General features: G+C 70.8%; 27 protein-coding genes. 5 read left to right on the top strand and 22 right to left on the bottom strand.

Annotated features, from left to right (window positions below):
- From AAFF41_RS25070 to AAFF41_RS25060, 3 genes are all read right to left on the bottom strand, one after another.
- On the bottom strand, positions 1-525 hold the full coding sequence (locus AAFF41_RS25070; protein WP_235613982.1) for a flavin reductase family protein: 525 nt from the start codon (positions 523-525) through the stop codon (positions 1-3).
- A 192-nt stretch (positions 526-717) separates the two neighbouring features.
- Positions 718-2,028, bottom strand: a complete 1,311-nt coding sequence (locus tag AAFF41_RS25065; RefSeq protein ID WP_319753754.1) for a cation:proton antiporter — start codon at positions 2,026-2,028, stop codon at positions 718-720.
- Positions 2,025-2,471, bottom strand: a complete 447-nt coding sequence (locus AAFF41_RS25060; protein ID WP_319753753.1) for a nuclear transport factor 2 family protein — start codon at positions 2,469-2,471, stop codon at positions 2,025-2,027. The genes AAFF41_RS25065 and AAFF41_RS25060 overlap by 4 nt, the downstream gene beginning before the upstream one ends.
- Before the next feature lie 236 nt (positions 2,472-2,707).
- Between AAFF41_RS25060 and AAFF41_RS25055 the strand changes: the two genes are divergently transcribed.
- The 3 genes from AAFF41_RS25055 to AAFF41_RS25045 all read left to right on the top strand — a co-directional run bounded on the left by AAFF41_RS25055 (position 2,708) and on the right by AAFF41_RS25045 (position 5,465).
- Positions 2,708-3,403, top strand: a complete 696-nt coding sequence (locus AAFF41_RS25055) for an antibiotic biosynthesis monooxygenase family protein (protein WP_054237220.1) — start codon at positions 2,708-2,710, stop codon at positions 3,401-3,403.
- A gap of 305 nt (positions 3,404-3,708) precedes the next feature.
- Positions 3,709-4,662: an aromatase/cyclase gene (locus AAFF41_RS25050; protein ID WP_343324655.1), complete on the top strand. Its 954-nt coding sequence runs from the start codon at positions 3,709-3,711 to the stop codon at positions 4,660-4,662.
- The gene (locus AAFF41_RS25045; RefSeq protein WP_079090080.1) at positions 4,659-5,465 is read left to right on the top strand and encodes a 4'-phosphopantetheinyl transferase family protein; all 807 of its coding nucleotides are present in this window, start codon (positions 4,659-4,661) and stop codon (positions 5,463-5,465) included. The genes AAFF41_RS25050 and AAFF41_RS25045 overlap by 4 nt, the downstream gene beginning before the upstream one ends.
- Positions 5,466-5,606: 141 nt before the next feature.
- Here the strand turns inward: AAFF41_RS25045 and AAFF41_RS25040 are convergent, their stop codons facing one another.
- The 18 genes from AAFF41_RS25040 to AAFF41_RS24955 form a co-directional block, all read right to left on the bottom strand.
- Positions 5,607-5,879, bottom strand: a complete 273-nt coding sequence (locus AAFF41_RS25040; RefSeq protein ID WP_319753751.1) for an acyl-CoA carboxylase subunit epsilon — start codon at positions 5,877-5,879, stop codon at positions 5,607-5,609.
- A gap of 14 nt (positions 5,880-5,893) precedes the next feature.
- Complete coding sequence (locus AAFF41_RS25035) at positions 5,894-7,462, bottom strand: acyl-CoA carboxylase subunit beta (protein WP_388409967.1); 1,569 nt, start codon at positions 7,460-7,462, stop codon at positions 5,894-5,896.
- 45 nt (positions 7,463-7,507) lie between these two features.
- A complete protein-coding gene (locus tag AAFF41_RS25030) occupies positions 7,508-7,822 on the bottom strand; it encodes an acyl carrier protein (RefSeq protein WP_319753749.1) in 315 nt (104 codons plus the stop codon).
- Positions 7,806-8,417, bottom strand: coding sequence for an MFS transporter (locus AAFF41_RS25025; protein WP_343326348.1), 612 nt, complete (start codon positions 8,415-8,417; stop codon positions 7,806-7,808). The genes AAFF41_RS25030 and AAFF41_RS25025 overlap by 17 nt, the downstream gene beginning before the upstream one ends.
- Positions 8,303-8,929, bottom strand: coding sequence for an MFS transporter (locus tag AAFF41_RS25020; protein ID WP_343324654.1), 627 nt, complete (start codon positions 8,927-8,929; stop codon positions 8,303-8,305). The genes AAFF41_RS25025 and AAFF41_RS25020 overlap by 115 nt, the downstream gene beginning before the upstream one ends.
- On the bottom strand, positions 8,926-9,168 hold the full coding sequence (locus tag AAFF41_RS25015) for a hypothetical protein (protein ID WP_343324653.1): 243 nt from the start codon (positions 9,166-9,168) through the stop codon (positions 8,926-8,928). Before AAFF41_RS25015 ends, AAFF41_RS25020 begins: the two co-directional genes overlap by 4 nt.
- A gap of 4 nt (positions 9,169-9,172) precedes the next feature.
- Positions 9,173-10,072, bottom strand: coding sequence for an alpha/beta hydrolase (locus tag AAFF41_RS25010; RefSeq protein ID WP_177324387.1), 900 nt, complete (start codon positions 10,070-10,072; stop codon positions 9,173-9,175).
- A gap of 150 nt (positions 10,073-10,222) precedes the next feature.
- Positions 10,223-11,686, bottom strand: a complete 1,464-nt coding sequence (locus AAFF41_RS25005) for an FAD-dependent monooxygenase (protein ID WP_450533106.1) — start codon at positions 11,684-11,686, stop codon at positions 10,223-10,225.
- 170 nt (positions 11,687-11,856) lie between these two features.
- Positions 11,857-13,488, bottom strand: coding sequence for an FAD-dependent monooxygenase (locus tag AAFF41_RS25000; RefSeq protein ID WP_343324652.1), 1,632 nt, complete (start codon positions 13,486-13,488; stop codon positions 11,857-11,859).
- Positions 13,489-13,490: 2 nt separating this feature from the next.
- On the bottom strand, positions 13,491-14,426 hold the full coding sequence (locus AAFF41_RS24995; protein WP_319753745.1) for an aromatase/cyclase: 936 nt from the start codon (positions 14,424-14,426) through the stop codon (positions 13,491-13,493).
- A 50-nt stretch (positions 14,427-14,476) separates the two neighbouring features.
- Positions 14,477-15,262 carry a 3-oxoacyl-ACP reductase FabG gene (fabG, locus tag AAFF41_RS24990; RefSeq protein WP_060898869.1) on the bottom strand — a complete coding sequence of 262 codons (786 nt, stop codon included), beginning with the start codon at positions 15,260-15,262 and terminating at the stop codon, positions 14,477-14,479.
- Positions 15,263-15,359: 97 nt separating this feature from the next.
- Positions 15,360-15,635 (bottom strand): acyl carrier protein, encoded by a 276-nt coding sequence (locus AAFF41_RS24985; RefSeq protein WP_054237212.1) that lies wholly within the window; start codon positions 15,633-15,635, stop codon positions 15,360-15,362.
- A gap of 74 nt (positions 15,636-15,709) precedes the next feature.
- The gene (locus tag AAFF41_RS24980; protein WP_054237211.1) at positions 15,710-16,924 is read right to left on the bottom strand and encodes a ketosynthase chain-length factor; all 1,215 of its coding nucleotides are present in this window, start codon (positions 16,922-16,924) and stop codon (positions 15,710-15,712) included.
- On the bottom strand, positions 16,921-18,192 hold the full coding sequence (locus tag AAFF41_RS24975; protein ID WP_054237210.1) for a beta-ketoacyl-[acyl-carrier-protein] synthase family protein: 1,272 nt from the start codon (positions 18,190-18,192) through the stop codon (positions 16,921-16,923). Before AAFF41_RS24975 ends, AAFF41_RS24980 begins: the two co-directional genes overlap by 4 nt.
- A complete protein-coding gene (locus AAFF41_RS24970; RefSeq protein ID WP_054237209.1) occupies positions 18,189-18,518 on the bottom strand; it encodes a TcmI family type II polyketide cyclase in 330 nt (109 codons plus the stop codon). Before AAFF41_RS24970 ends, AAFF41_RS24975 begins: the two co-directional genes overlap by 4 nt.
- A 166-nt stretch (positions 18,519-18,684) precedes the next feature.
- Positions 18,685-20,460: an acetyl/propionyl/methylcrotonyl-CoA carboxylase subunit alpha gene (locus AAFF41_RS24965; RefSeq protein WP_343324651.1), complete on the bottom strand. Its 1,776-nt coding sequence runs from the start codon at positions 20,458-20,460 to the stop codon at positions 18,685-18,687.
- A gap of 465 nt (positions 20,461-20,925) precedes the next feature.
- On the bottom strand, positions 20,926-21,918 hold the full coding sequence (locus AAFF41_RS24960) for an NAD-dependent epimerase/dehydratase family protein (protein WP_343324650.1): 993 nt from the start codon (positions 21,916-21,918) through the stop codon (positions 20,926-20,928).
- 56 nt (positions 21,919-21,974) lie between these two features.
- Entirely contained in the window at positions 21,975-23,057 is a 1,083-nt protein-coding gene (locus AAFF41_RS24955; RefSeq protein ID WP_343324649.1) for a ScbA/BarX family gamma-butyrolactone biosynthesis protein, read from the bottom strand.
- Between the two features lie 473 nt (positions 23,058-23,530).
- Here AAFF41_RS24955 and AAFF41_RS24950 point away from each other — a divergent pair, with 473 nt between their 5' ends.
- Both AAFF41_RS24950 and AAFF41_RS24945 read left to right on the top strand, forming a co-directional pair.
- The gene (locus AAFF41_RS24950) at positions 23,531-24,325 is read left to right on the top strand and encodes a response regulator transcription factor (RefSeq protein ID WP_054236401.1); all 795 of its coding nucleotides are present in this window, start codon (positions 23,531-23,533) and stop codon (positions 24,323-24,325) included.
- Between the two features lie 221 nt (positions 24,326-24,546).
- Positions 24,547-25,167, top strand: coding sequence for a ScbR family autoregulator-binding transcription factor (locus tag AAFF41_RS24945; RefSeq protein WP_054236402.1), 621 nt, complete (start codon positions 24,547-24,549; stop codon positions 25,165-25,167).
- 593 nt (positions 25,168-25,760) lie between these two features.
- Here the strand turns inward: AAFF41_RS24945 and AAFF41_RS24940 are convergent.
- A complete protein-coding gene (locus tag AAFF41_RS24940) occupies positions 25,761-26,366 on the bottom strand; it encodes a TetR/AcrR family transcriptional regulator (RefSeq protein ID WP_060899123.1) in 606 nt (201 codons plus the stop codon).
- Between the last annotated feature and the right edge of the window lie 95 nt (positions 26,367-26,461).

Genomic DNA, 26,461 nt, shown 5'->3' with positions numbered 1-26,461 from the left:
TCAGCTCCATGCCGGTGTCCGCATGGAGCCCTGGAAGAAGATCAGCGGGTCCTCCTGTTCGGCTTCGGAGGGCGCGCGCAGACCGACGACCTCGCCCAGCAGGATGGTGTGGTCGCCGCCGTCGTACTCGGTGACCAGCCGGCACTCCAGATGCGCGAGCGCCTCGCTGAGCACCGGCAGGTCGAGGACGGACCTGTGGTGCGGCACCTCCTCGATCCGGGCGGTCCGCCGACCGGCGAACGCCCAGGCCACGGGCTCCTGCCGCTGCGTCAGGAAGTTCACGACGAAGCCGCCGGACTCCTGGACCACGGGCAGCAGCCGGGAGTCGTCGTGCAGGCAGATGAGCACCAGCGCCGGGTCCAGGGAGACCGAGGTGAAGGAGTTCACCGTGGCGCCCGTGGCGTTGTCGCCGCTGCCCGAGGTGATGACCGTGACACCGGTGGCGAAGTGTCCGCACACGGTGCGCAGCGCGCGGCCGTCGACCGGACCGAGCTGCTCGGGGATGGCTTGCGAAACGGGGATCACGACAGCCCTCTCGTTCTCGGATACGGGGTTACGGAGTTACGCGGTTACGGGGGTTACCGGGTTCGGGGGTTACGGAGTCCGGGGTTACGCGTTCGGGGGTTACGGAGTCGCGGGGGTTCGGAGTCGGGGGGCGGAGTCCGGGCGGGCGGAGTCCGGGCGGGCGGGGTTACGGGAGTTCCGGGGCGTTCCTGATCAGGCGGCGCGTGAAGCCGGGGCCTCGGACGGCTCGGACGGCTCGGGCACGACGGCCGGCACCGGACGACGCCTGGACAGCAGCGGACCCGCCATCGCCGTCGTGACCAGCGCCATGATCACGAGCATCGTGAACATGCGGGTGTCGAGCACGCCCAGGCTGACGGCCGCGTTGAGGATGATGAGTTCGGTCAGACCCCGGGTGTTCATCAGCAGCCCCAGGTCCTTCGACTCACGCCAGGAGAACCCGGCCAGCCGCGCCGGAAGGATGGCGCCGACCAGCTTGCCGGTGCAGGCCACGACGATGATGGCGACGAGAGCGACGAAGTCACCGGCGGTGAGCGCACCGAGGTCCACGCCGAGCCCGGTGACGATGAAGAAGACCGGAAGCAGCACGACGCTGACGTGGTCCATCGGCTTGCGCAGATGCTCCGCGAGGACCATGGCGGGCTCACGAGGCATCACGAACCCGAACAGGAAGGCCCCGAAGATGGCGTGGATGCCGATCCAGGTGGTCAGCCAGGCCGAGGTCAGGGCGCCCGCGCACAGCACCGCGAGCAGCGCCGACCAGCGCTCGGTGGCCGCCCAGCGCCACACCAGCCGGGCCACCAGCGGGCGCACGACCAGCAGCATCCCGGCCACGTAGAGCACGCTGTAGAGACCGATGCGGGCGAGGTCGGAGTAGTTCCCGTTCGCCGTGACCAGGGCCGAGACATAGGCCAGCAGGCACCAGGCGAGCAGGTCGTCGATGGCGGCGCTGGCCAGCGAGAGCGAACCGGCCCGGGTGTCCAGGAGTTTGTTCTCGGTGAGGATCCGCGCGAGCACGGGGAAGGCGGTCACCGACATCGCGGTGCCGATGAAGGTGGCGAACGCGACGAAGGAGATGTGGTGTCCGGCCACCGTGGAGTGCTCGTCGTACAGGAACGGGGCCAGCGCCACGCCCAGGCCGAAGGCCATCGCGATCGACGAGAGCGAGACGCCCGCGGCGAGCCGGGCGTGCGGCCGGATCAGGCGCTTCTCGAACTCCCAGCCGACCACGAACATGAACAGGATCAGACCGACCTGGGAGACCGCGGACAACAACGGCCGCACGTCGGCGGGGAAGAGGTGCGCGGTGAGGTTCCCCGGCAGCAGGCCGAGGACGCTGGGGCCGAGCAGGATGCCCGCCACGATCTCGCCGACCACCACGGGCTGACGCAGCTTCTGCGCGAGCCGGCCGAGTGCGGCGCCGGCCACGAGCACCACGCCGATGTCGGCGAGCATGATCCCGAGCTTCATGTCCTGGGGGCTGGCTACCGCCAGAGTCGTCATTGGGGCTCCCGGGGTCGGGGCGGGGTGCCGCGGGTCCACAGCACGCGGAACGTCAGGGAGGAGAGCCGCCAGCCCTCCGCGGCGCGGCGGGCTTCGCCGGTCGCGAGAGTGCCGACCTGGAACAGGGGCTCGTCCGCCGCGTCGGGGTGGTGCACATGCGTCGAGACGAGGTTGGCGCGCAGCACGGCCCGCTCACCGGCGTCGTCGAGGTCGACGACCGTGGGCGAACCGAGGTGCTGGGTGGCGGCGAAGGCCGCCAGCGCGTCACGGTGGTAGCCGGCGAGTCCGTCGAGGCCCTCGTGCCGGCTCATGGGGAACTCGACCAGGGCGTCCTTCGTGAAGAGCCCCCGCGCCCACGCGTCGTCGAGTTCGTCGTCGTCGAGACCGATGAGGTACCGGTCAAGGAGAGTGGATATCTCTAATGCTTCCGGGCCTGACTGCATTACCCGAGCATGGCGCGCACGCCAATCGGCAACCAAGGCCGCTTTTCACAGCCCTGACGAAGTTGAGAAAGATCTGACACCGCCCTCGAACAATTGACAAAAGCGCCGCCAATCCTGAAGTGCCGACCCTTTCACATGGGCAGATCTTCTTGCCATGCTGCATTCGTAGCTCCACCCGCACCTTCATTCGCACCTCCATTCGCACTCCCATTTCCTCGAACGGAAGAGACGAGAGAATGCCGAAGATCGCAGCCGATGGTCAGCACCTGACCGTTCTCAACCTGTTCTCGACCGACGCCGCCGAGAAGCAGGTCAAGCTGCTCGCCGCGATGCGCCAGATCGTCGACACGGCGGCCTACGAGGGCTGGATATCCAGCACGGTCCACGCCGGGCAGGACAAGCCGGGAACGGCCAACTTCATCCAGTGGCGCAGCACCGAGGACCTGGAGAGCCGTTACGCCGGTGAGGAGTTCAAGCACCGCACCCTCCCGCTCTTCGGTGAGATCACCACCTCGATCCGTCTGCTCCAGAACGAGATCGCCTTCACGCAGCAGAAGCCGGAGCTGGGCGGCGTCACCGAGATCTCCCCGTCCCGCGACGACTACACGGCCATCGAGCTGTTCGGCGTGCTGCCGGAGAACCAGGAGGACCTGATCGACGCCCTGGGCGAGTCCCAGACGTGGCTGGTCGACGTCCCCGGCTACCGCACCCACACGGTGCTCCGCGGCCTGCGTGCCCGCGGCATCGAGGGCAAGTTCGTCGTCGTCTACTCCCAGTGGGACAGCAAGGAGGCGTACGACGCCTTCCGCTCCGTGCCGCAGGGTGAGCGCTCCCCGGAGCGCCAGAAGGTCGACGCCCGCGTCGCCGCGCTCCAGACCTGGCAGGACGAGAACACCTACCAGGTCGTCCACACCCGCTCCGCGGGCGAGTGAGCCACCCGGTGGCGGGCCGACCGGTCGGGCGGCGGCCGGCTCGCCACCGGGTCTGCACGTTGTTTCACGTGAAACACCCGCACGGCGGCTCTGAAGGCATGGCAGCCCCGCCCGCACGGCAGACCCAGGCACAACAGAAGCACGTATGACAGATCGCGCACGGACGCGGACGCACGGGCGCGTTCCCATCCCCACTGGCTGGCCGCTGCCGGGAATCCCCCACCCGGCAGCGGCTTTTCTGTCCGTCACGTTCCCGTTCCCGTCCCGCCCCCCGCGCGCCACACCAGGACGAGGAGACAGCACGCATGGAACACCCGGGCATGCGCCAAGTCGCGCACGAGATCAACATCGCGGTCCCGGCGGACACCGTCCACCGGCTGATCGCCGAGGTGGGGAACTGGCCACGGATCTTCCCCTCGGTCATCCACGTCGAGCACGAGGAAGCTCCCGAGGGCGAGGAGCGGCTGACGATCTGGGAGACCGCACCGACCGCGGCGGGTGAACCGCGCTGCCGTCCGCTGCGCCGGATCGTCGAACCCGCCAAGCTGCGGGTCAACTTCCAGCACCTGGTCACCGTGTCCCCCGTCGCCGGCCTCGGCGGCGCCTGGCTCGTCGAACCACTCGGGGAGGACACGTCCCGAGTACGGCTGCTGCACGAGTTCCGGGCCGCCGACGACGACCCCGGAGCCCTGGACCTGATCGGCGCCGAGATCGACCGGAGCGCCGTCGCGGAACTCGCGGCGCTGAAGGAGAACGCGGAACGCGAATACGCCGAAGCCGAGTTGACGTTCTCCTTCGAGGACACCGTCCACGTCGACGGCTCCGCCAAGGACCTGTTCGCCTTCATCAACGAGGCGAACCTGTGGTCGGAGCGCCTGCCGCACGTCGCCACGGTCCGTCTGCAAGAGGACACCCCTGGGCTCCAGACCCTGGAGATGGACACCCGGGCCAAGGACGGCTCCGTCCACACCACCAAGTCCTACCGGGTGACCTTCCCCCACCAGCGCATCGCCTACAAGCAGGTCACCCTGCCCGCGCTGATGACCCTGCACACCGGTCACTGGACGTTCACCGACACCGACCAGGGCGTCGCGGCCACCTCCCAGCACACCGTCACCCTCAACACGGACAACATCGCCCGCGTCCTCGGTGACACCGCCACCGTCGCCGACGCCCGCGAGTACGTCCACACCGCCCTGTCCACCAACAGCCTGGCCACCCTGAACCACGCCAAGGCTCACGCGGAGGGCCGCCGTTGACCCCGACGGTGCGCCGGCTCGCCGTAGCGCGAGGGGAGTTGGACGTGTGGCTGCTGCCACCGCCCGACTCGCCGCGTGACGTCCCGTACGACGAGCTCGACGCGTACGAGAGAGGTCGGGCCGACTCCTACCGTCGCCCCGACGACCGCCAGATGTACGCCGCGGCGCACGTGGGACTGCGCCGGGTCCTCGCCGGTTACACCGGCATCGAACCGAGCCGGCTCAACCTCGCCGGCGAGCGGTACAACGGCAACGGTGAACGCCACGGCCGGCCCGTGGTGCTCGGCGTGCCCGGCGGCGCCCCCCAGTTCTCGCTCTCGCACAGCCACGGCCTGGCGATCGTGGTGGTGGCGGAGTCACGGGTGGGCGCCGACGTCCAGCGGCTGCCGTCGCCCCAGACCGCCGAGGCATGTCTGCCGGCGCTGCATCCGGCCGAACGTGAGGAGCTCGGGAAGATTCCCGAGCACGAACGGACCATGGCCTTCGGCCGCCTGTGGACACGGAAGGAGGCGTATCTGAAGGGGCTGGGCACCGGGCTGACCCGGGGGGCCGACCTCGACTACCTCGGTGAGGCGGGGCTGGCCGAGCGGCCGACGGGTTGGGTGGTGGGCAACCTGCCCCTGTGTTCCACCCACATCGCGGCGGTGGCTCTTGCCGGGGCGGGGGATCGGCCCGTCGCGATTCGCGCCGTGCCCACCGCCTATCTGTACGCCCCGGATGCGGTGGAGCGTCTGGTGGAGATGGAACCGGGGTTGCGTTCCATGCTCCGGGATCCGGCGCAGCACGGGGATCTCGAACGCTGAGGTCGGGCACCACCAGGGGCGCGGGGAACTGCGCGACCGGCCACAACCGGTCCGCGGATTCCCCGACACCCGACAAACCCAAGGGGCCGGAGAGTTCTGGTGAACTCTCCGGCCCTTCGGGCTGGGGTGCCCGTGACGGGTTCAGGCCGCGGCTCGCCAGGTGCGGGGGCCGTCGAAGCCGGTGACGCGTTCGGGGCGGCGCCACAGGGCGACGACCTGGTGCTTGCGGGCCGTGTCGTCGGGTGCGACGCCGGGGCCCGCGGTGACGGCCATCAGTACCGCGGTCAGCGCGGCCAGCTCCTCCGGGGAGGGGCAGCCGCGCTCGATCCGGAAAAGCGGACCGGCCGCGGGTTCGGAGACGGGACCGGGGGCGGGATCGGGAACGGGGACAAGGGCGGGGCGCTGGACGGTCATGGTTTCCTCCCTGCTCACTGGGGCGGGTTGCCGTGCTTGCGGCGCGGCAGCTCGGCGTGCTTGGCCGCGAGCATGGCGAGCGAACGGGCCAGGACCGCCCGCGTCTCGCGCGGGTCGATGACGTCGTCGACCAGCCCGCGTTCGGCGGCGTAGTAAGGGTGGACCAGCTCCTCCTTGTACTGGTCGATTTTCTCTTGACGCATCGCGTCGGGGTCGTCCGCGGCCGCGATCTCCCGCCGGAAGACCACGTTGGCGGCCCCCTCGGCGCCCATGACCGCGATCTCGTTGGTCGGCCAGGCCAGCGCGATGTCGGCGCCGATGGAGCGGGAGTCCATCACGATGTACGCGCCGCCGTACGCCTTGCGCAGCACCACCGACACCCGTGGCACGGTCGCGTTGCAGTACGCGTACAGCAGCTTGGCGCCGCGCCGGATGATGCCCTCGTGCTCCTGGTCCACACCCGGCAGGAAGCCGGGCACGTCGACCAGCGTGACCAGCGGGATGTTGAAGGAGTCGCAGAACTGCACGAACCGCGCGGCCTTCTCGCTCGCCTTGATGTCCAGGACACCCGCCATGGCGGCCGGCTGGTTGGCGACGATGCCGACGGTGTGACCGTCGATCCGGGCCAGGGCGCAGACGATGTTCGGCGCCCAGCCCGCGTGCACCTCCACGTAGTCGCCGTCGTCGACGAGTTCCTCGACGACCCCGCGCATGTCGTACGAGCGGTTGCCGTCGTGCGGCACCAGGTCGAGCAGCGCGTCCCCGTGCCGGTCGCCCGGGTCGCCGCTGACGTGCCGCGGCGGCAGCTCGCGGTTGTTGGACGGCAGCAGCGACAGCAGATAGCGCACCTCGGCGAGGCAGCTCTCCTCGTCGTCGTGGACGAAGTGCGCCACTCCGGAGACAGCACCGTGCACATCGGCGCCGCCGAGCCCGTTCTGGCTGATCTCCTCGCCGGTGACCGCGCGGACCACGTCGGGCCCGGTGATGAACATCTGCGAGATGTCCCGGACGGCGAAGATGAAGTCGGTCAGGGCGGGCGAGTACGCCGCGCCGCCCGCGCACGGGCCGAGCATCACGCTGATCTGCGGGATGACGCCGGAGGCCCGGGTGTTGCGCTGGAAGATGCCGCCGTACCCGGCGAGCGCGGAGACGCCCTCCTGGATGCGGGCGCCCGCACCGTCGTTGAGCGACACCAGCGGCGCCCCGGCGGCGATGGCCATGTCCATGATTTTGTGGATCTTGCAGGCGTGGGCCTCGCCCAGCGCGCCGCCGAAGACACGGAAGTCATGGGCGTAGACGAAGACCGTACGGCCCTCGACCGTGCCCCAGCCGGTGATCACACCGTCGCCGTAGGGCTTCTTCGCCTCCAGGCCGAAGCCGGTCGCCCGGTGCCGGCGCAGCGGTTCGACCTCCTGGAAGCTGCCCTTGTCCAGGAGTAGTTCGATGCGCTCGTGAGCGGTCAGCTTGCCCTTGGCGTGCTGTCGTTCGGTCGCCTTCGGGTCCTGCCCGGCACGGGCGATGTCCTTGCGTTCGGCCAGCTCCATCAGCCGGCCGCCCAGTTCGATGGGTATCGCGGGCTCCATGTACGGATCTCCCATTCAAGTGGATCAAGAGGAAGGACGGTTCGGTCAGCGGGCGAGCAACGCGGTCAGTTCGCCGACGGTGCTCTCCCGCAGCACCTCGGCGGGCACCTCGGCGTCGAGGGCGCGCCGGATCCGGCGCCCCAGGTGCAGGGCGTCGAGCCGGTCCAGGCCCTGGCCGCGCAACGGCAGACCGGGCGAGAGCCGGTGCCCCGGCGGGACCGCGAGCAGGTCATGCAGTTCGAGGCGCAGGCAGTGGCCGATGGTGCGGGCACGTGCGTCGGGGGCCATGGCGCGCAGCTGGACCGGATCCGGGAGCCGGTCGAGCCAACTGCACGGGGTGTCGTCACTCAGGGGACTCATGGGGCTGCCTTTCAGGGAGAGGGCCGGGCCCGAGGAGTGCCGGTTCCGGCCGGTGGCTGGGGAGGAATCGACGTGTCCGCCCCGCGAGCAGCACCGCGAGCGCCGCCGCCGACGAGGCGAGCCCTCCCACGTACAGGCCGGAGCGCGCACCGTGACGGACGGTGAGCCAGCCCACGAGGAGGGCGCCGAGTGGGGTGAGTCCTTGCAGGATGAGCGTGTAGAGCGCCATCACCCGGCCGCGGTAGGCCGCGTCGCTGCCCAACTGGATGCGGTGGTTGGCGGCCTGGGCGAAGTAGAGGGTGGCGAAGCCGGTCAGAAACAGCAGCACGGCCGCCCACGCGTAGGTGGGCGACCAGCCCGCCGCCGTCTCGAGGAGCCCGAAGGCGAGTGCGGAGGCGGTGACGGTCAGGGCGGCCGGGCGGGCGCTGCGCACGGTGGTGGCGAACGCGGCGAGCAGCGAACCGGCGGCGAACGCCGTGGTCAGCAGCCCGAACGCGGTCGCGCCCGAGTGGAAGACGGTCTTGGCGAGCAGTGGCAGGGTGAGCTGGAAGTTGAAGCCGAACAGGCCGACCACGGCGACCAGCGCCAGCGGCACGAACAAGTCGGGGTGCCCACGCACGTACCGCAGCCCGTCGACCACTTTGACCCCGCGTTCCGGCGGTGCCGTGCGCAGGAGTTCCCCGGGCGCATCAGCCGCAGCCCGGTCACAGTGGCGAGATAGCTGGCCGCGTTGAGCAGCATGGCCGTCCCCGCGCCGACCGCGCTGATCAGCAGCCCGGCGAGGGCGGGGCCCACCACGCGGGCGGTGTTGAAGTAGGCGGCGCTGAGCGCCGAGGCGTTGGGCAGCAGCTCCGGGCCGACCATCTCGCTGACGAACGCCATCCGGGTGGGCACCTCGACCGCGTTGACGGTGCCGAGGCCCAGCGCGAACAGATACAGCTGCCACAGCTGGGCGGAGCCGGCCAGGACGAGTACGGCGAGTGCCAGCGCCAGGGCGCCGGAGACCAGGTTGGCGACGGTGAGCAGCAGCCGCTTGTCGTGACGGTCGGCGAGCCGGCCGCCGTACAGCGTGAACAGCAGCAGTGGGGTGAACTGGAGCGCGGTCACGGTGCCCAGGGCCGTGCCGGAGTCCCCGTCAGGGAGAGCACCAGCCAGTCCTGGGCGGTGACCATCATCCAGGTGCCCGCGACCGAGACGACCTGGCCGGCCGCGAAGAGCCGGAAGTTGCGCACCGCCAGGGACCGGAAGGGCGTACGACGGCTGCCGACACCCGCGGCCCGCCCGCCCCTCCTTCCCCGCCTCGCCCTCTTCGTCGTGTCCCTGGCGTCGGGCCGTGTGGTCGTCATGGCATCAGGGCGTCACGGACGCGCCCGCGGACCGGCGCGCGAGGCATTCCTCGAAGAACGCGAACGCGCGCAGGTGGTAGGTGCGGGCGGCCCAGCCGAGGCTGATGTTGTGCCCGGCGCCGGGCTGACGGTCGACGGCGGCGGACGGCGCCGAGGCGAAGTGCGCGGCGAGGTCGGCGACGGTGTCCTCGTCGTGGTGCCACCACAGTTCCTGCTCGGCGAACGTCAGCCGCACCGGGACCTGCACGGCCGCCGCCGCGACCGGGAACCGCCGCGGCCACTGGAGTGCCTCGGCCTGCTCGCGCGGGGGCATGGGGGCGACCAGGCCCTCGGCCTCGCGGAAGGTGTTCGGCGGGTAGAAGCGCAGGGCACCCCAGTTCCGCTTCCAGTGCCGGTGCTGGTGCGGGTCGGGGCCGCCCTCCGGGTGGTCGACCGCGTAGTCCCGGCCGAGCCCGGAGATGTCGAGCCCGAGCAGCGGTGGTACGGCCGGATCCGGATCGCCGGCCTGGCAGGCGGCGTACGTCAGGGCGAGCTTGCCGCCGAAGGAGTGCGCGAGCAGGAACACTCCGGCGCCCGTCTCGGCGCGGCCGGCCAGGTGCCGCAGCGCCGCGTGCAGCGCTGCGGACTGCTCGGCCAGGGTCTGACCGCTCGGGGCGTCCGCGGCGGACAGCCCGTAGCCGGGCCGGTCGACGGCGACCATGGTGTAGCCGAGCCGGGCGCCGAGGGCGAGCAGGGAGACGTCGGGGTGGGCCTGCCCGTCGAAGTACCCGGCGCTCATTCCTCCCCCGTGCACCGCGACGACCGTGGCCCGCGGTGGCCCGGACGGTTGGGCGATCAGCGCGGAGAGCGTGACGTCACCGGCCGCCAGGGCGACGGGGCGCACACCCGGGGACATCGAGGGCATGGCCGAACCGGGTACGGACGAGGGGATGGTCTCGACCGTGGGAACGCTCACTGGGGTACTTCCTCTCGTGTTCGTGCTGGTGTGTTCGTGCTTTCGTGTGGGTGCTCTCGTCCTGGTGCTCGCGTGCGGATCGGTTGCCGGTGGTGGTTCTCAGCGGGCCTCGGGTGCGCCGAACCAGCGGTGCAGCGTCGCGCACAGCTCCGCCGAACCCGTGTCCGCCCAGGCCACATAGCCGTCGGGGCGGACCAGCACCGCGGCGGCGCCGCCGAACGCGGCCGGGTCCTGCGGGGTGCCGGTGACGACGGTGACGCGGTCCTTCCAGCGGGCAGCCGCCTCGCGCAGTACGGAGTCGTCGGCGAGGTCGAGCAGCACGCCCTGGGCGGCGTGGAGGAGTTCGGGCGTACGGACCTCGCCGGTGGCGGTGTTCAGCGCCCGCGGCGGCAACCGGCGCCCGACCAGCGAGTCCCCGGTGTCCCCGAGGTCGTAGCGGACGTCGAGGTGGCTGACCACCCCGGCGAGGTGCCGCTTGACCGAATCGAGGCCGATGAGCTCGGCGAACAGATCACGCAGCGGCTGGGACTCGGGGCCGCCGAGGAAGACCGTGCCCTGTGCCTTGGTGTTCATCAGCAGCCGCGCGCCGACCGCGTGACGCTCGTCGTGGTAGGTGTCGAGCAGTCCCTCGGGGGCCCGGCCCTGGACGGTCGCCGCGAGCTTCCAGCCGAGGTTGACCGCGTCCTGGACACCGGTGCTCAGTCCCTGGCCGCCGGCCGGCAGATGGATGTGCGCGGCGTCGCCGACGAGCAGCACCCGTCCGCGCCGGTACTCGGTGACCTGGCGGGTGGCGTCCGTGAACGAGCTGACCCAGTCCGCGCCGCCGCCGGAGATGTCCTCACCCGTCAACCGCTCCCAGGCCGCCGCCACTTCGGCGAACTCCGGGGTCTCGCTGCGGTCGGCCGGCGGGGTGCCGTGCTCGCACACGATGATCCGGTCCACGCCCTCCTTCAGCGGCGCGGCCATCACCATGCCGCCGGACAGCCGCTCGCCCAGGAAGCGCGGCGGGATCTCGCAGCCGACGACATCCGCGAGGTACATGCCACGGGTGGCGGGCGTACCGGGGAAGTCGAAGCCCGCGGCCTTGCGCACCGGGCTGTGCCCGCCGTCGGCACCCACCAGGTACGCGGCACGCAGCGTGCGCTCGCCGTCGGGCGCGGCCACGGTGACGGTGACCCCGGTCCCGTCCTGCTCCAGCGCCAGGAACTCCCAGCCCCGCCGGATGTCGGCGCCGAGCTCACCCGCCCACTCCTCCAGCACCGCCTCCGTCCGGGACTGGGGGACGCCGCGGGCCCCGAAGTGGGCGTCCTCCAGCACGGTGTAGTCGAACTGCACCCCGCCGAAGTGGCCCATCGGGCTCTTCTCCAGCCCGCCGAAGCGCGGGACGAGACCGCGCTGGTCGAAGGACTCCATGGCGCGGGCGGTGAACCCGAGCCCGCGCGACTGTCCGGTGGGCCGCGCCAGCCGCTCGGCGACGATGACACTCACCCCGCCCAGCCGCAGTTCCCCGGCCAGCATCAGCCCGGCCGGGCCGGCGCCGACGACGATGACGTCCGCGTCCATCTGCGCGTCCATGGGTGTCCTCTCCTCGCGCGCCCGGGCGCGCGTCGCATCGGTGGGTGACGTGCGGTGCCTCAGCTGTGCGTGTGCTTGTCCGTGCGTGTGCGTGAGCTTGTCCGTGCCCTGCCGTGCCGTTGCCTGTGCCTGTCCGTGACGGGCCCGTGCGGCCGTACTCAGTGGTCGGCGGCCAGGGTGCCGAACCAACGGGTCAGCGCCCGCGCCAGACCGGCCGGACCGGAACCCGCCCAGGCCACATAGCCGTCGGGGCGGACCAGCAGGGCCTGCCCGGCCGGCAGCGGGCCGCCGGCCGCGGGGCGGTCGGCGACGAAGGCGACCCGGTCCGACCAGGGGGCCACCGTCGCGCGCAGCGCCGGGGCGCCGTCCCCGTCCAGGGACAGCAGCAACCCGCGACCGGTGCGCAACAGTTCGGTCGTACGGCACCGCGCGCCACCCTCCGCGGGCTCCAGCCACGCGTCCGGCAACCGCCGTCCGAGCAACGGGTGCTCGTCGGAGTGGATCTCGGGGCCGACGCCGACGCCCTGGGCGGCGCCGGCCCCGAAGTCGTCGCCGGCGCCGCAACCCTCGGCGCCCTCGACGTCGTACCGGATGCCGAGGCCGCTGATCATCCCGGCGAGGTGCTGTCGTACACCGTCCAGGGCGACGAGTTCGGTGAGCAGGGCGCGGGCGGGTTCGACCTCCGGGCCCCCGAGCAGCAGCTCGACCTGGGCCCGGATGTTGGCGAGGACCTGGCGGCCCACGGTGTGGCGCTCGGAGTGGTAGGTGTCCAGGAGGTCCTCGCCCGCGCTGCCGCGGACGACGGCGGCGAGCTTCCAGCCGAGGTTGAAGGCGTCCTGGACGCCCAGGTTGAGGGCCTGTCCGCCGCTCGGCATCTGCCGGTGCGCCGCGTCCCCGGCGAACAGGACGCGACCGTGCCGGTAGTGGGCGAGCTGCCGGTTGGCGTCGCCGAAGGCGTTGACCCACAGGGGGGTGCCCTGGCTGATGTCCTCGCCGGTGACGCGCTTCCAGACGTCGGTGACCTCCGCGAAGTCCGGTTCGGCGCCGCCGCGTTCGGCGGCGGGGCGCCCGAACTCGTGGACCATCACCCGGGTCACCCCCTCGCGGGTGGCGGCGATGGCGAGCCCGTGTTCCAGGCGCTGGAAGCGCCGGTCGGCGACCTCGACGCCGGAGACGTCGGCGCGCAGCAGTTCGCGTGCGGCGTCCCGGCCCGGGAAGGGGGCCCGGACCAGGCGCCGTACGGTGCTGTCCTCGCCGTCGCAGCCGACCAGGTAGCGGGCCCGGATGCGGACGGGACCGTAGGGACCGATGGCCTCGGCCTCCACCCCGCCCCGCCCGACTCGGCCCCGCCCGGCCTCGTCCCGCCCGGCCCCCTCGCTCTTCGCTTCCAGGGACAGCAGCTGGTGCCGGCGCCGCAGATCGGCGCCCAGCACGGCGGCCCGCCGCTGCAACAGCTCCTCGGTGCGGGTCTGCGCGACCTTCCACTGCCCGGGGTGCGAACTGGGCAGCGTCAGGTCCAGCGGTACGCCGCCGAAGTGACCGCGCGGCTCGCACGGCGGCGTACCGAGCTCGTCCAGCAGCCCGCGGGAGTCGAGGATCTCCATCGTGCGGGCGTGCAGGGTGGAGGCCCGGGATTCGGTGGTCGGGCCGGGGCGCTGGTCGACGACGACCACCTCGGCGCCGCCCAGCCTCAGCTCGCTGGCGAGCATCAGCCCGGCGGGGCCCGCTCCGACCACGAGGACGTCGGTGTCCAGGATGGTCGTGTCGGTGTCCTGATGGTCCGTCGTCATCGTCAACGCCTGTTCTCTGCGAAGGCCTTGGCGTGGGAGAGGGTGGCCCGGCTGTTGGTGGACAGGGCGGTGTGGACGTACTCGCGGGCGTCGGCGACGGTGGCCCCGCAGCCGAGGATGCTCTCGATGTTGTCCGTGTTGAGGGTGACGGTGTGCTGCGAGGTGGCCGCGACGCCCTGGCCCGTGTCCTCGAAGGTCCAGTGACCGGTGTGCAGGGTCATCAGCGCGGGCAGGGTGACCTGCTTGTAGGCGATGCGCTGGTGGGGGAAGGTCACCCGGTAGGACTTGGTGGTGTGGACGGAGCCGTCCTTGGCCCGGGTGTCCATCTCCAGGGTCTGGAGCCCCACGGTGTCCTCTTCCAGACGGACCGTGGCGACGTGCGGCAGGCGCTCCGACCACAGGTTCGCCTCGTTGATGAAGGCGTACACGTCCTTCGCCGAACCGTCGACGTGGACGGTGTCCTCGAAGGAGAACGTCACCTCCTCCGCCGCGTGCGCGAACTCGACGTTCTTCTTCAGCGCGGCCAGCTCGGAGCGGCTGTTCTTGTCGACGGCCTCGTCGATCCACAGGAGGTCGTGCGGGTCGTCGTCGACGGCACGGTAGTCGTGCAGCAGCCGTACCCGGGACTCGTTCTCGCCGAGCGGCTCGATGATCCAGGTGCCGCCCATCGCGGCGACCGGCGGGGCGGTCACCTCCTGGCGGAAGGTGATGCGCAGGGCCTCGGGGTCCAGTTCGCGGCGCGAGGTCCAGTTCTTGGCCTCGCCGTTGGCGGTGGCCCAGATCCGTATCCGCTCCTGGGAGCCGTCGTGCTCCACGCGGTCCACGTGGATGGTGGGCGGGAAGATCCGGGGCCAGTTGGTGACCTCCGCCAGCAGCCGGTACACGGCCGGTGCGGGCGCGGCGATCGTGATCTCGTGCTCTACCTCACGGGTCGTCATGACGCTTTCTTCTCCATGGCTGGGTACGGGCTGCCGGTCGGTGGGAGTGCTCAGAAGTTGCCGAGTCCGCCGCAGACGTTGATGGCCTGCGCGGTGACCGAGGCGGCCGTGTCGGAGGCGAGGTAGGCGACCATGCCGGCGACCTCCTCGGGGGTGGAGTAGCGGCCGAGCGGGATCTTGGCCTGGAACTTCTCGAGGATGGCGTCCTCGGAGGTGTCGTAGGCGGCCGCGTATCCGGCGCGCACGCGCTGGGCCATCGGCGTCTCGACATAGCCGGGGCAGACGGCGTTCACGGTGATGCCGGTGGGTGCCAGCTCATTGCCGAGGGCCTTGGTGAAACCGACCACGCCGTGCTTCGAGGCGGAGTAGGGGGCTCCCAGGACCACGCCCTGCTTGCCGGCCGTGGAGGCGATGTTGATGATGCGGCCACGGCTCTTGTGGCGCATGCCGCCGGTGTTGAGCACCTCTCGCGTCAGCCGGAACACGCTGTTGAGGTTGGTGTCGATGACATCGGTCCACAGCTCGTCCTCGATATCGGCGGTGACGCCGCCACCGGACCGGCCGGCGTTGTTGACCAGGACGTCGACGGTGCCGAAGCGGTCGACCGCGGCCTGCACGAAGGCGCCGACCGAGGCGGGGTCGCGGACGTCGAGGACCGTGCCGTCGGCGTCGATGCCCTCCTCCTGGAGGATCTTGACGGTCTCGGCGACGTTGTCCGCGCTGCGGGCGCCGATGAACACGCGGTGGCCGGCCGCGGCCAGCGCCCGCGCGGACGCGAGGCCGATGCCGCTGGTGGCCCCCGATATGAGAGCGACCCGCTTTTCCAGCGTTGACATGTGCTTCCTCTCCCTCTTGTTCTGCGGGGGTGCGGCGGTACCGGACCGGACGAGGTCAGGTGCAAGGTTTCGCCCGGTCCGGGAACGCCGTCGGACCTCAGGCGGCGGCGGGCTCGTCCGCGCCGAACTGCTGGTTCACGGCCTCGATGAGGGCGCGCGGGGTGTCGGCGTCGGTCAGCAGGTCCTCGTCGAGGACGATTCCGTACTCGCGCTCGATACGGCTGCCGGTCTCCAGGAGGGCCAGCGACTCGTAGCCGAGGACTTCGAAGGGCTCGTCGAGGATGTCGCCGTCGAGGTCGACGCCCTCGTCGACACCGGCGCCCTCCTGGAGGATGCGGCGCAGGTCGTCCAGGGTGAATTCCGAAGTGGACACGTGGGTTCCTTCCCAGGTCGAAATGGATCGTTCAGTCGGGGGTCTCGGGGCGTTGGGGGCAGGGGGAGTGCCGGTCAGTCGACGGCGCGGACCACGACGGCCGAGTTGAAGCCGCCGTAGCCGCGGGCCAGGACCAGGGCGGTGCGGACCTGGGCGGTGCGCGACTGGTTGAGGACCAGGTCGAGGCCGTACTCCTCGTCGGGGTTGATGTGGACCGTCGGAGGGATGAGGCCCTCCTCGATGGCCAGCAGCGCGGTGGCGACGTCGAGCGGGGCCGCCCCGGAGTACAGCCGGCCCGTCATCGTCTTGGGCGCGGTGACCGGGACACCCCGGACCCCGAAGACCGCCGAGATCGCGTCGGCCTCGACACGGTCCAGCTCCGGCACGCCCGCCGCGTCCGCGAAGACAACGTCGACGTCCTCGGGGGCGGTGCCCGCGTCGGCGAGGGCGAGTTCGATCGCCTTGCGCAGGGCGGGCTCGCGGTCGCTGCCGGGCCGCGGGTCGAACGTCGATCCGTAGCCCGCGATCTCGCCGTAGATCTTGGCGCCGCGCGCGCACGCCGATTCGGCCGACTCCATGATCAGGATGGCGCCGCCCTCGCCCGGTACGTAACCGGCCGCGTCGGCGTCGAAGGGCAGGTAGGCACGGGTCGGCTCGTCGCTGGTGCTCAGCCGGTCGCCGGCCATCTGCGCCACCCAGCCCCAGGGGCAGATCGACGCGTCGACGCCCCCGGAGACGATCATCGGGGTGCCCTTGCGGATGAGCCGCCGGCCGTGCGCCACCGCGTCGAGACCGCCGGCCTCGTCACTGACGATGACGCCGCTGGGGCCCTTGAGCCCGTTGCGGATGGATATCTGACCGCTGTTGACGGCGTAGAACCAGGCGAAGGACTGGTACGCGGACACGTACTGGCTGCCCTGGCTCCACAGCTTCTCCAGCTCGCCCTGTCCGAACTCGAAGCCGCCCGAGGAACTGGCCGTGACGACGCCCATGTCGTACTCGGGCAGTTCCTTGGGGTCGATGCCCGCGTCCGCGAGCGCCCACTCGGCGGCGACCAGCGCCATCCGGGTCATGTGGTCGGTCTGCGGCAGCAACCGGCTCGGCAGCACGTCCGCGGCGACGAATCCGGGCACCTCGCCCGCCAGGGTCGACGGGTAGGAGGACGGGTCGAAGCGGGTGACCCGCCCGATGCCGTTCTTGCCGGTCCGGGTGGCGGCCCAGTAGTCCTGTGTGCCCAGTCCGTTGGGGGCGGCGATGCCCAGACCGGTCACTACCACCGTGGTGGTCATGCCACGCTCCTCTCGGGACGCGCCAGCACCATGGCGCTCTGGAATCCCCCGAAGCCGCTGCCGACCGTGAGCACCGCGTCGGTGAGCTGCTCACGGGCGACCAGCGGCACGTAGTCGAGGTCGCACTTGGGGTCGGGGGTCGTGAGGTTGGCCGTGGGCGGCACGACGTGGTTCTCCATCGCCAGCGCGGACGCGGCGATCTCGATGGAGCCGATCGCGCCGAGCGAGTGCCCGACCATCGACTTGATCGAGCTGACCGGGGTCCGGTAGGCGTGGTCGCCCAGGCTCCGCTTGAACGCCTCGGTCTCGTGGCGGTCGTTCTGCTTGGTGCCCGAGCCGTGCGCGTTGATGTAGTCGATCTCGGTCGCGTTCATCCTGGCCTCGTCGAGCGCGACCGTGATGGCCTCGGCCATCTCCGCCCCGTCCGGACGCAGACCCGTCATGTGGTACGCGTTCGAGCGCGTCGCATAGCCCGCGATCTCGGCGTAGATGTGCGCGCCGCGCCGCTTGGCGCTCTCCAGCTCCTCCAGGACGAACACGGCGGCACCCTCCCCGAGGACGAACCCGTTGCGGGTCCCGTCGAAGGGGCGCGAGGCGCGCTCGGGTACGTCGTCCCGGGGCGTCGTCGCCTTGATCGCGTCGAAGCACGCCATCGTGATCGGCGAGATCGGGGCGTCGGACGAACCCGTGATCATGACGTCCGCCGAGCCCTCGCGGAGCAGCTCCACGGCGTGCCCGACCGAGTCGATGCCGGACGTACAGCCCGTGGAGACCACCGTGTTGGGGCCCTGCGCGCCCACGGCCCACGCGACCTCGGCCGCGAAGGAGCTGGGGACCAGGTAGTTGTACAGGTGCGGGGCCGTGTAGGCGTGGTCGACCAGGTGGAGCCGGCCGCCGTCGCTGACGACGTTGTACTCCTCGTCCAGACCCATGGTCGCGCCGACCGCGCTGCCGATGGTGACGCCGACGCGATAAGGATCGTAGGCGTCGATGTCGATACCGCTGTCGGCGACCGCGCCACGGGCCGCGACCACCGCGAACTGCGCGGCGCGGTCCATCCGGCGTATCTCCTGCGGGCGCAGTCCGTGCTCCGCGGGATCGAAGTCGATCTCGGCGGCGACGCGGGAACGGAACGGACTGGGGTCGAAGAACGTGATGCGGCGGGTGGCCGTACGGCCCTCGCTCAGCAGGTTCCAGAAGTTCTTCGCCCCGACACCACCGGGGGCGAGCACCTCGATACCGGTGATGACAACGCGTCGGCCGGTCACGCGGACGCCTCCCAGTTGTAGAAGCGTGTGGCCATCGCGTCGGCCGGGGAGCGCCAGGTGGCTGGGTCGTACGCCTCGATGAACGGCTTCAGGTCCTCGCTGATCTGTATGAAGCGGGGGTCGTGCCGGGCGTGCTGGATCAGCTCGCCGCCGTTGTCCGCGTCGAAGTCCTGGAGGTGGAAGTACAGACCCCGGTACTGGAAGAGCTGGCGCCGGCGCGTGCCCATGCGGTGCGGCATTTCCGTGTCGTCGAAATCACCGAAAATCTTCGCGACGTCGACGCTCGACCCGGGATCCATCCGAGCCACAATCAGCGTGCTGTACATACGTTTCCCTCTCCTCGGGGCCCACCACACAACAGTTGACGAAAGCTCATATTCAGTATCTCGGGCGGTACGAGCGGTTTCAATATTCCCCGTGTCAGGGAATTGTCAGACCGGTTCAGAATTGCGCTGGAGAATGCCGGAGAATGCCAGGGAATGCCCCGGGAATTCAGCTGGTGATTTCGCACATGGCGGCGCCCGAGGCGACGGACGCGCCCACTTCGGCGGTGAGGCTCTTGACGATCCCCGAGCGGTGGGCGTTGAGGGGCTGTTCCATCTTCATGGCCTCCAGGACGACGACGAGGTCGCCCTCCTTGACCTCCTGGCCCTCCTCGACCGCGACCTTGACGATCGTGCCCTGCATGGGCGACGCGAGCGTGTCACCGGAGGCGACCGGGCCCGACCTCCTGGCCGCGCGGCGCTTGGGCTTGGCGCCGGCGGCGAGGCCGGTGCGGGCGAGGGACATGCCCAGCGAGGACGGCAGCGAGACCTCGAGGCGCTTGCCGCCGACCTCGACGACGACGGACTCACGGCCCGCCTCGTCCTCCGCCTCCGCCACCTCGGCGGGGTCGGTGAAGGCCGGGATGCCATTGACGAACTCGGTCTCGATCCAGCGGGTGTGGACCGTGAACGGGTCGGTGGAACCGGTCAGTTCGGGAGCGAATGCCGGGTCCTTGACGACCGCGCGGTGGAAGGGCAGCGCGGTGGCCATCCCGCCGATCTCGAACTCCTCGAGGGCGCGGGCGGCGCGCTGGAGCGCCTGCTCGCGGGTGGCGCCGGTGACGATCAGCTTCGCGAGCAGGGAGTCCCAGGCCGGGCCGATCACGCTGCCGCACTGCACACCCGCGTCCAGGCGGACGCCGGGGCCGGAGGGCGGCGCGAAGGTGGAGACCGTGCCCGGGGCCGGGAGGAAACCCCTGCCGGGGTCTTCGCCGTTGATGCGGAACTCGAAGGAGTGGCCGCGCAGGGCGGGGTCGCCGTAGCCGAGTTCCTCGCCGTCGGCGATGCGGAACATCTCGCGGACGAGGTCGATGCCGGCGACTTCCTCGGTGACGGGGTGCTCGACCTGGAGGCGGGTGTTGACCTCGAGGAAGGAGATCGTGCCGTCCATGCCGACGAGGAACTCCACGGTGCCGGCGCCGACGTAGCCGGCTTCCTTGAGGATCGCCTTGGAGGAGGAGTACAGCTCCGCCACCTGGTCGTCCGACAGGAACGGCGCGGGCGCCTCCTCCACCAGCTTCTGGTGGCGGCGCTGGAGGGAGCAGTCGCGGGTGGAGACGACGACGACGTTGCCGTGGGTGTCGGCCAGGCACTGGGTCTCGACGTGGCGGGGCTTGTCGAGGTAGCGCTCGACGAAGCACTCGCCGCGGCCGAACGCGGCCACCGCCTCACGCACGGCGGAGTCGTACAGCTCGGGGACCTCTTCGAGGGTGCGGGCGACCTTCAGGCCGCGTCCGCCGCCGCCGAAGGCCGCCTTGATCGCGATGGGCAGCCCGTGCTCCCGCGCGAAGGCGACGACCTCGTCGGCGCCGGACACCGGGTCGGGGGTGCCCGCCACCAGCGGCGCACCCGCGCGCTGGGCGATGTGGCGGGCGGCGACCTTGTCGCCGAGGTCGCGGATGGCCTGCGGGGGCGGGCCGATCCAGGTCAGGCCGGCGTCCAGGACCGCCTGGGCGAACTCGGCGTTCTCCGACAGGAAGCCGTAGCCCGGGTGGATGGCGTCCGCGCCGGAGTCCTTGGCGGCCTGGAGGACCTTGGCGATGTCCAGGTAGCTGGTGGCGGGGGTGTCACCGCCCAAAGCGAACGCCTCGTCCGCCGCCCGGACATGCGACGCGTCCCTGTCTGGTTCCGCATACACGGCAACGCTCGCGATCCCGGCATCCCGGCACGCCCGGGCCACGCGGACAGCGATTTCGCCACGGTTGGCGATGAGCACCTTGCGCACGATGAACCTCCCCAGACTCCGCTCGGAGCCACAAGACTGTTCGAGTGCACACTTCTCCTTCAATACGGTCCGTTGCAGAACTGGGTCAGAATCCGCAGACCCGGGGCAGCACTTACCGGAAGAGGAAAGAGGAAGGTCAGACCTCCGTCAAATAGCCGGACCCGGCGGACGGATCCGCCGGGTCCGGAAAGAAAAGGAATACGCCATTCCGTAGAAATTTTCGAAGGGCGTACGCGGGGCGCTCGGGAGGCGTTCCGGGACGGCGCTCGGGAGGCGTTCCGGAGCGGCGTTCGAGAGGGGTTCGGGAGGGGTTCGGCAGGGGTTCGGGAGGCGCTTCCCGCCGTCCCGCGGGGTTTCGCGGGCCGGTCGACCACTTGGCCAGTTGATCACTTGGCCAGTTGATCACTTGGCCGGTTGAACACTTGGCCGGTCGCGCTCCCGGGCTCGTCCCCGGACTCGTCCCGGTCAACCGTCCCGCAGGGCCTTGCGGTACCAAGGCGCCGCGAGGGGGAAATCGGTGTCGAAACCGGCGCCGGGTGCGCGGCGCAGGTCGGACCAGAGCGGGGTGCTGTCGAAGACGTGGTCGGTGGTGAACATGTCGAGTCCGGACGGAGGTACGCCGTGCTCGGCCAGGACCGCCCGGGCTCGGTCGACGGTCAGTTCCCGGTCGGGCCAGTCGACCCCGGTGCACTCGGCGACCGCGCGCAGAAGGGTGTCCACGGGGAGGGGCTCGGGGTTGGTGGCGTGGTAGACGGAGGCGGTCAGGTCGGCGGCGGGGGCGAGCGCGGTGGCCACGAGCAGCGCGGCCAGTTCGGGTACGGCGATCGCGGAGCTCCGGGCGGGCCAGCCCTCCACCGTGCCGGGCAGCACGCGCAGCATCCGGGTCAGGCCGGGCACCACCCACCTGTCGCCCTCCCCGTACACCAGGTGCGGGCGCAGGACGACACCGCCGGCCGCGAGAACGGTGTCCTCGGCCGCGGCCCGGGTGCGGGACGTGGGCGAGCCCGGGTTGCGGCGCAGTTCCTCGGGCCGGTCGCCGCGGAAGGTGCCACGGCCGTAGACGGACGCGGTGCTCAGCTGGACGATGCGCGCAACCCCCGCGCGGCGCGCTTCCTCGACGAGCGCCGTCGTGCCACGGGCGTTGACGGCCTCGTTGGCCTCGACACCGCCGCCGATCTGCGAGGCGCAGTGGATCAGGACGTCGACGCCGTCGCACACCCCGCGCAAGGACGCGGGGTCGGTCAGATCGGCCCGTACGACGCGAGCACCGTCATGGCCCGCAGGACGCTCCTGGGTCGGGGGACCCCCGTGGGGCGGGGGACCCTCCTGGGGCGGACCGGAGGCGAGCAGAGGACTGCGATGGGACATGAGTCTCAAGTCGGCCCGGTACCGGGCCGCTTCACGGGTGACGTGTCCGCCGACGAAGCCGGCGGCGCCGGTGATCAGGATGGTGGGCACGGGTCTGTCTCCTCGGGATGGGGACGTTCTCCCAGGCGTACGGAGGATGCGCGGGCTCAACGGCCGCGCGGGCTCAGGACGAGCTCGGCGGTGAAGACGGTCTCAGCGCGCTGCGTACCGCGCACCCGCACCAGTACGCCGCCCTCCGTACCGTGCGGTTCGGCCTGCGGCTCGATCCAGCAGGGCGCGTCGAACTCGGCGTAGCGCGCGAAGTTGCTCTTGAGACCCAGCAGGAGGGCGTCCGGCATCCCGGTCGACACGAGGCCGGCCTGCCGGGCGGCTTCCAGCAGGACCATGCCTGGTATGTGATCGACGGGGTGGTCGAAGAAGGTGGGGTGGGCGGTGTCGACGCGCAGTTCCCAGCGGTCGCCGCTGCCGGAGGCCGATCCGGGCTCGGCGAGCAGCACATGCCGGTCGTCGGAGTGGCCCACCGCGGCCGGGTCGATCGCGGGCGGCACGACGCGGTCGGTGGTGGTGGGCCGGCCGGCGCGCAGCCTGCGGTGGACGGCGGGACTGGTACAGCTGAACGCGGCGCCCGCGGTGGCCAGCGCCCTTCCGTCGCGCAGCACGGTGACGTCGTAGCGCATACCGCCGAGCACCCGGCCCCTGCGGACGATGTCCCGGCAGACCGTGCGCAGTTCGACCTCCGTGGGGACGGCGTCCGCGACAAGGAGTTCGGGGGAGGTGCTGAAGAACATGTCCCACATCAGGAACTGGTGCCCGAAGGGGACGCCGAACTCCGCGTGCGCGAGCAGGGAACCGATCTGGCGGACGGACTCGATCAGGAGCATCGGGTCCTGGTAGCCGCCGGACTGGGTGAAGAAGGAGTGGCTGCGCGGCCATTGGGCGCTGACCGCGAATTCGTCCGGGTCGGGTCCGGCCGGTTCGGCGGCGGCTTCCCAGCCGGTCAGCAGGACCTCCGAGACGGCGGCGCGATGGACGTACTCGCGCGGAACCGTCGTGGTCAGCCGCGGCGTCAGAGTACGCGCGGCGGTCTGGACGGAGGCCTGGGCAGAGGTCTGAACGGCGGATTGAACGGCGTTTCGGGCAGCGGTTCGTGAGGCGGTTCGTGAGGCGCTTGTGCCCACCGTCGCGACGTCGTCTTCGACGGACACACGGGTGGAGGTGGTGTACGACATGTACGGCACTCCTGTCTGTTTCCGAGCAGGGGGCAGCAATCCGTACCGCCGGCAGCCACCCCCGTGGCCGACGTTCTCTCGCCCACACAAGATACAGACATGTCTGTTCGGTTTTTCAAGTAAAGCTTTAGCATCCTTCGAGCGATGAGCCGCCGCTCCAGGCCGGTACGGCACGATTGCGCCACCAGGGGCGCCTGACCTTTCAAACCGTGCAGACCTGCATGGTTAGCGCCAACGGCACACGCAGGACAAGGGGCTTCACCCTGACCGCAACCTGCCGGAAACATGACCTTGAAGCGCTGGATCTCTCCATATACACGCAGGTCAACATGGGTAGATTGGAAAAGGTACGGACCGACGCGCGGGGGATTTCGAACGCGTTGACAATCAGACAAGTCTGTTTGCTATCGTCCTCATTGTGAGAGTTCAGCAGTCCGTTCCGTGATGACGAGACTGTGCCTCAGGAGGAGCAGATGAATCGGCAAGCCGTGGATCTACTCGACGCCCGATCGCAGCGCAATCTTCCGCACCGCCCCACGATTCCCCAGCCCGGGCGGGCCGTTGCCCCACAGACGGCCGCCGACCACCCCGGCCCCCCGGCCGGCGCACTGCGCGTCCTGGTCGTAGAAAACGATGTCAGGGCCGCCGACTCCCTAGTCCAGGGCCTGCTGCGGCAGGGGTACGCCGCACAGAGCGTGGCCACCGGCACCAAGGCGCTCCAGGCGCACCGCGATGCCGATCTCCTCCTGCTCGACCTGGACCTGCCCGACCTGGACGGGCTCGAGGTGTGCCGGGGCATCCGGGCGGTCTGCGACACCCCGGTCATCGCCGTCACCGCGCGCGGCTCCGAGCTCGACCGGGTGCTCGGACTACAGGCCGGCTCGGACGACTACCTGGTCAAGCCGTACGGCTTCCGCGAGTTACTGGCCCGGATGGAGGCGGTGATGCGCCGGGTGCGTCAACAGCCCGCCGCCGCCCAGGTCATCACCCACGGGCCGCTGCGCATCGACGTCGGCACCCGGGTGGCCACGCTGGACGGGAAGCCGGTGGACCTGACCCGCAAGGAGTTCGACCTGCTGCATCTACTGGCCTCGCAGCCCGGCACCGTCATGCCGCGACGCCAGCTCATGGCGCAGGTCTGGGACGACACCTGGTCCCACCGCGGGCGCACCATCGACACCCACGTCAGCAGCCTGCGCGGCAAGCTCGGTTCGAGCAGTTGGATCATCACCGTACGCGGTGTCGGTTTTCGGCTCGGCCACCCGTGAACGGCACCCGCAGGCCGTACGAGGACCACGTAACGACCGCTTGAGGGCTGCTCGAAGACCACTGGACGTCCACTTGAGAAGCACTCGATGAACGGCCGAGGACCGACCGAAAATCGAGCCAAACCGGAAGCAAATACTCCCGCCTACTGGCGGCGTGCCGCCTTGCCGATACAATACAGACCAGTCGGTAAAATTCCAGTGGGCGAGAGCAAGGACCTGGTATGGCCACACAAGAGCGCGGGACGAGGTCGAGGCACTCGATCCTGGAGTCCGCGGCCCGCGTGTTCGACGAGCGCGGCTACGACGCGGCGAGCACCAACGACATCCTGGCCCGGACGGGCCTCACTCGAGGCGCGCTTTACCACCACTTCCCCTCCAAGGAAGCGATCGCCGTGGCCCTCGTGACCGCGCACAGCGAGGCGCTGGTGGTGCCGGACCAGGCGGTGAAGCTCCAGGCCGTCATCGACCTCACCCTGGAGTTCGCCCAGCGTCTCCAGCGCGATCCGGTGCTACGGGCCAGCGTGCGGCTCGCCGTCGAGCAGACGTCGTTCTCCCGGCCGCCGCAGACGGCGTACGAGCAGTCCGGCGCCGCCATACTCGCTCTGCTGCGGCAGGCCGAGGAGCAGGGCGAGATCCTGCCGGGCGTCGACATCCAGGAGGCCACGTCGACCATCGTCGGCGCCTTCACCGGCCTGCAGTTGATGTCCCAGGTCTACAGCAACCGCGAGGATCTGCCGGAACGCATCGGTGCGTTCTGGCGCTTCATGCTGCCCGGCCTGGCCACGCCCGGCATGCTCGGCCGGCTTCGCACCATCCCGCCACCGGCCCGCGAGACGGCCTGACCCCCGCCCGACCCCCACAGCCAAGTCCCACAACCAAGTCAAACAACCGAGCCCCGCGCCCTGCCCACACCCTGCACCGCGCCCTGCTCCGCCCGCCGAACAGCACACGGCGCCCCGAACGCGAACTCCCGGGCGGGGCCGCCTCACCCGTGAGGGACCCGAGCCCGGCACCTCACCCGGGCCAAGCCCCCCACCACGGGTCCCCCTCGCATGCCATGGGTCCCCTTCGCATGCCGTGCCGTTCACGGGCAAGCCCCGTAACGGATCTCCGAAGGCCGAGGGCGCCTTCTCGCGCAGCCCCGGACACGGGGCACCGCCCCGCAACCGGCCTCTGGACACCGAGGGCTCCGCTGGACACCGTGGGCTCCACCCGCACCTGGGCTGCAGCCCCTCCCGCCTCCCGAACGGGGCCGGTGACCCCCGGGTCCCGGGCCGCGCACCCAAGCCCTGCCGAGTCCCGCACGCCGGCCCTCAGGCCAACTCCGCCCAGAGCGCGCGACCTTGAGGAGACCTCAGACACGGACCTTCAGGGGACCCCAGACACGCGACCTTGAGGGGACCCCCGAGGCCCGCCCTCACCCCCGCTTCGGAACTCAGACCCCTTCGGACCCGCTCCCCACCCGTCGTTCCTCCTCAGCCAGCCCCTCCCCGGCCAACGAGAACAACGGGCGCAACAACACCCACAGCCGCTTGGACGTCTTGGGGTCCCACCACTCCGCGTCCGTGTGCCCGAGCGACTCCAGCCCCGCGGCCACCACCACCGCCAGCTCGGCCAGATCCTCCGGCGCCGGCACGACGTCCCGGTGCGCGTCGACCACCCGCCTGCGCACCAACGCCAGCACGTCGTCACGCAACCGGGGCGGCCCCGCCGACCCGTCCACCGCCAGCTGTATGCCGGCCCGGACCAGTTCCTCCGTGCGCAACGCCTCGCACAGGGCGACCAGGAGGCGCTCCGGAGCATCCTCCACGGGTCCCTCGAAGGCCTCGTCCATCAGCGCGACGACCCGCTCGTGCGCCTGCTCGTAGACCGCGGCGGTCAACTCCGCGGTGGAGGAGAAGTGGTGGTAGAGAGCACCCCGGCTCACCCCGGCCCGGCGGCAGATGTTGACCAGTCCCGCATCGGAGAGCCGGCCGTTCGCTATCAGTTCCGCCGCGGCACGGACGAGAGCCTGACGGGTCTGTTCGGACCGGGTCTGCATCAGGCTGCACCTGCCTATTCCTGCTCTTGGCATGAAGGAGCGCGCGGGTGCCCCGAAGGCGCCAGCAACAACCGGAATCATACAACCATGCCTGT

The sequence above is a fragment of the Streptomyces mirabilis genome, assembly GCF_039503195.1.
In the GTDB taxonomy this organism is placed as follows: Bacteria; Actinomycetota; Actinomycetes; order Streptomycetales; family Streptomycetaceae; genus Streptomyces; species Streptomyces mirabilis_D.
This window is presented reverse-complemented; position numbering and strand designations above follow the sequence as displayed.

Coding starts and splice junctions, on each gene's coding strand:
- AAFF41_RS25065 (WP_319753754.1), bottom strand. CDS start 2,028: ATGACGACTCTGGCGGTAGCCAGCCCCCAGGACATGAAGCTCGGGATC.
- AAFF41_RS25060 (WP_319753753.1), bottom strand. CDS start 2,471: ATGCAGTCAGGCCCGGAAGCATTAGAGATATCCACTCTCCTTGACCGG.
- AAFF41_RS25055 (WP_054237220.1), top strand. CDS start 2,708: ATGCCGAAGATCGCAGCCGATGGTCAGCACCTGACCGTTCTCAACCTG.
- AAFF41_RS25050 (WP_343324655.1), top strand. CDS start 3,709: ATGGAACACCCGGGCATGCGCCAAGTCGCGCACGAGATCAACATCGCG.
- AAFF41_RS25040 (WP_319753751.1), bottom strand. CDS start 5,879: ATGACCGTCCAGCGCCCCGCCCTTGTCCCCGTTCCCGATCCCGCCCCC.
- AAFF41_RS25035 (WP_388409967.1), bottom strand. CDS start 7,462: ATGGAGCCCGCGATACCCATCGAACTGGGCGGCCGGCTGATGGAGCTG.
- AAFF41_RS25030 (WP_319753749.1), bottom strand. CDS start 7,822: ATGAGTCCCCTGAGTGACGACACCCCGTGCAGTTGGCTCGACCGGCTC.
- AAFF41_RS25015 (WP_343324653.1), bottom strand. CDS start 9,168: ATGACGACCACACGGCCCGACGCCAGGGACACGACGAAGAGGGCGAGG.
- AAFF41_RS25010 (WP_177324387.1), bottom strand. CDS start 10,072: ATGCCCTCGATGTCCCCGGGTGTGCGCCCCGTCGCCCTGGCGGCCGGT.
- AAFF41_RS25005 (WP_450533106.1), bottom strand. CDS start 11,686: ATGGACGCGGACGTCATCGTCGTCGGCGCCGGCCCGGCCGGGCTGATG.
- AAFF41_RS25000 (WP_343324652.1), bottom strand. CDS start 13,488: ATGACGACGGACCATCAGGACACCGACACGACCATCCTGGACACCGAC.
- AAFF41_RS24995 (WP_319753745.1), bottom strand. CDS start 14,426: ATGACGACCCGTGAGGTAGAGCACGAGATCACGATCGCCGCGCCCGCA.
- fabG (WP_060898869.1), bottom strand. CDS start 15,262: ATGTCAACGCTGGAAAAGCGGGTCGCTCTCATATCGGGGGCCACCAGC.
- AAFF41_RS24980 (WP_054237211.1), bottom strand. CDS start 16,924: ATGACCACCACGGTGGTAGTGACCGGTCTGGGCATCGCCGCCCCCAAC.
- AAFF41_RS24970 (WP_054237209.1), bottom strand. CDS start 18,518: ATGTACAGCACGCTGATTGTGGCTCGGATGGATCCCGGGTCGAGCGTC.
- AAFF41_RS24955 (WP_343324649.1), bottom strand. CDS start 23,057: ATGTCGTACACCACCTCCACCCGTGTGTCCGTCGAAGACGACGTCGCG.
- AAFF41_RS24950 (WP_054236401.1), top strand. CDS start 23,531: ATGAATCGGCAAGCCGTGGATCTACTCGACGCCCGATCGCAGCGCAAT.
- AAFF41_RS24945 (WP_054236402.1), top strand. CDS start 24,547: ATGGCCACACAAGAGCGCGGGACGAGGTCGAGGCACTCGATCCTGGAG.
- AAFF41_RS24940 (WP_060899123.1), bottom strand. CDS start 26,366: ATGCAGACCCGGTCCGAACAGACCCGTCAGGCTCTCGTCCGTGCCGCG.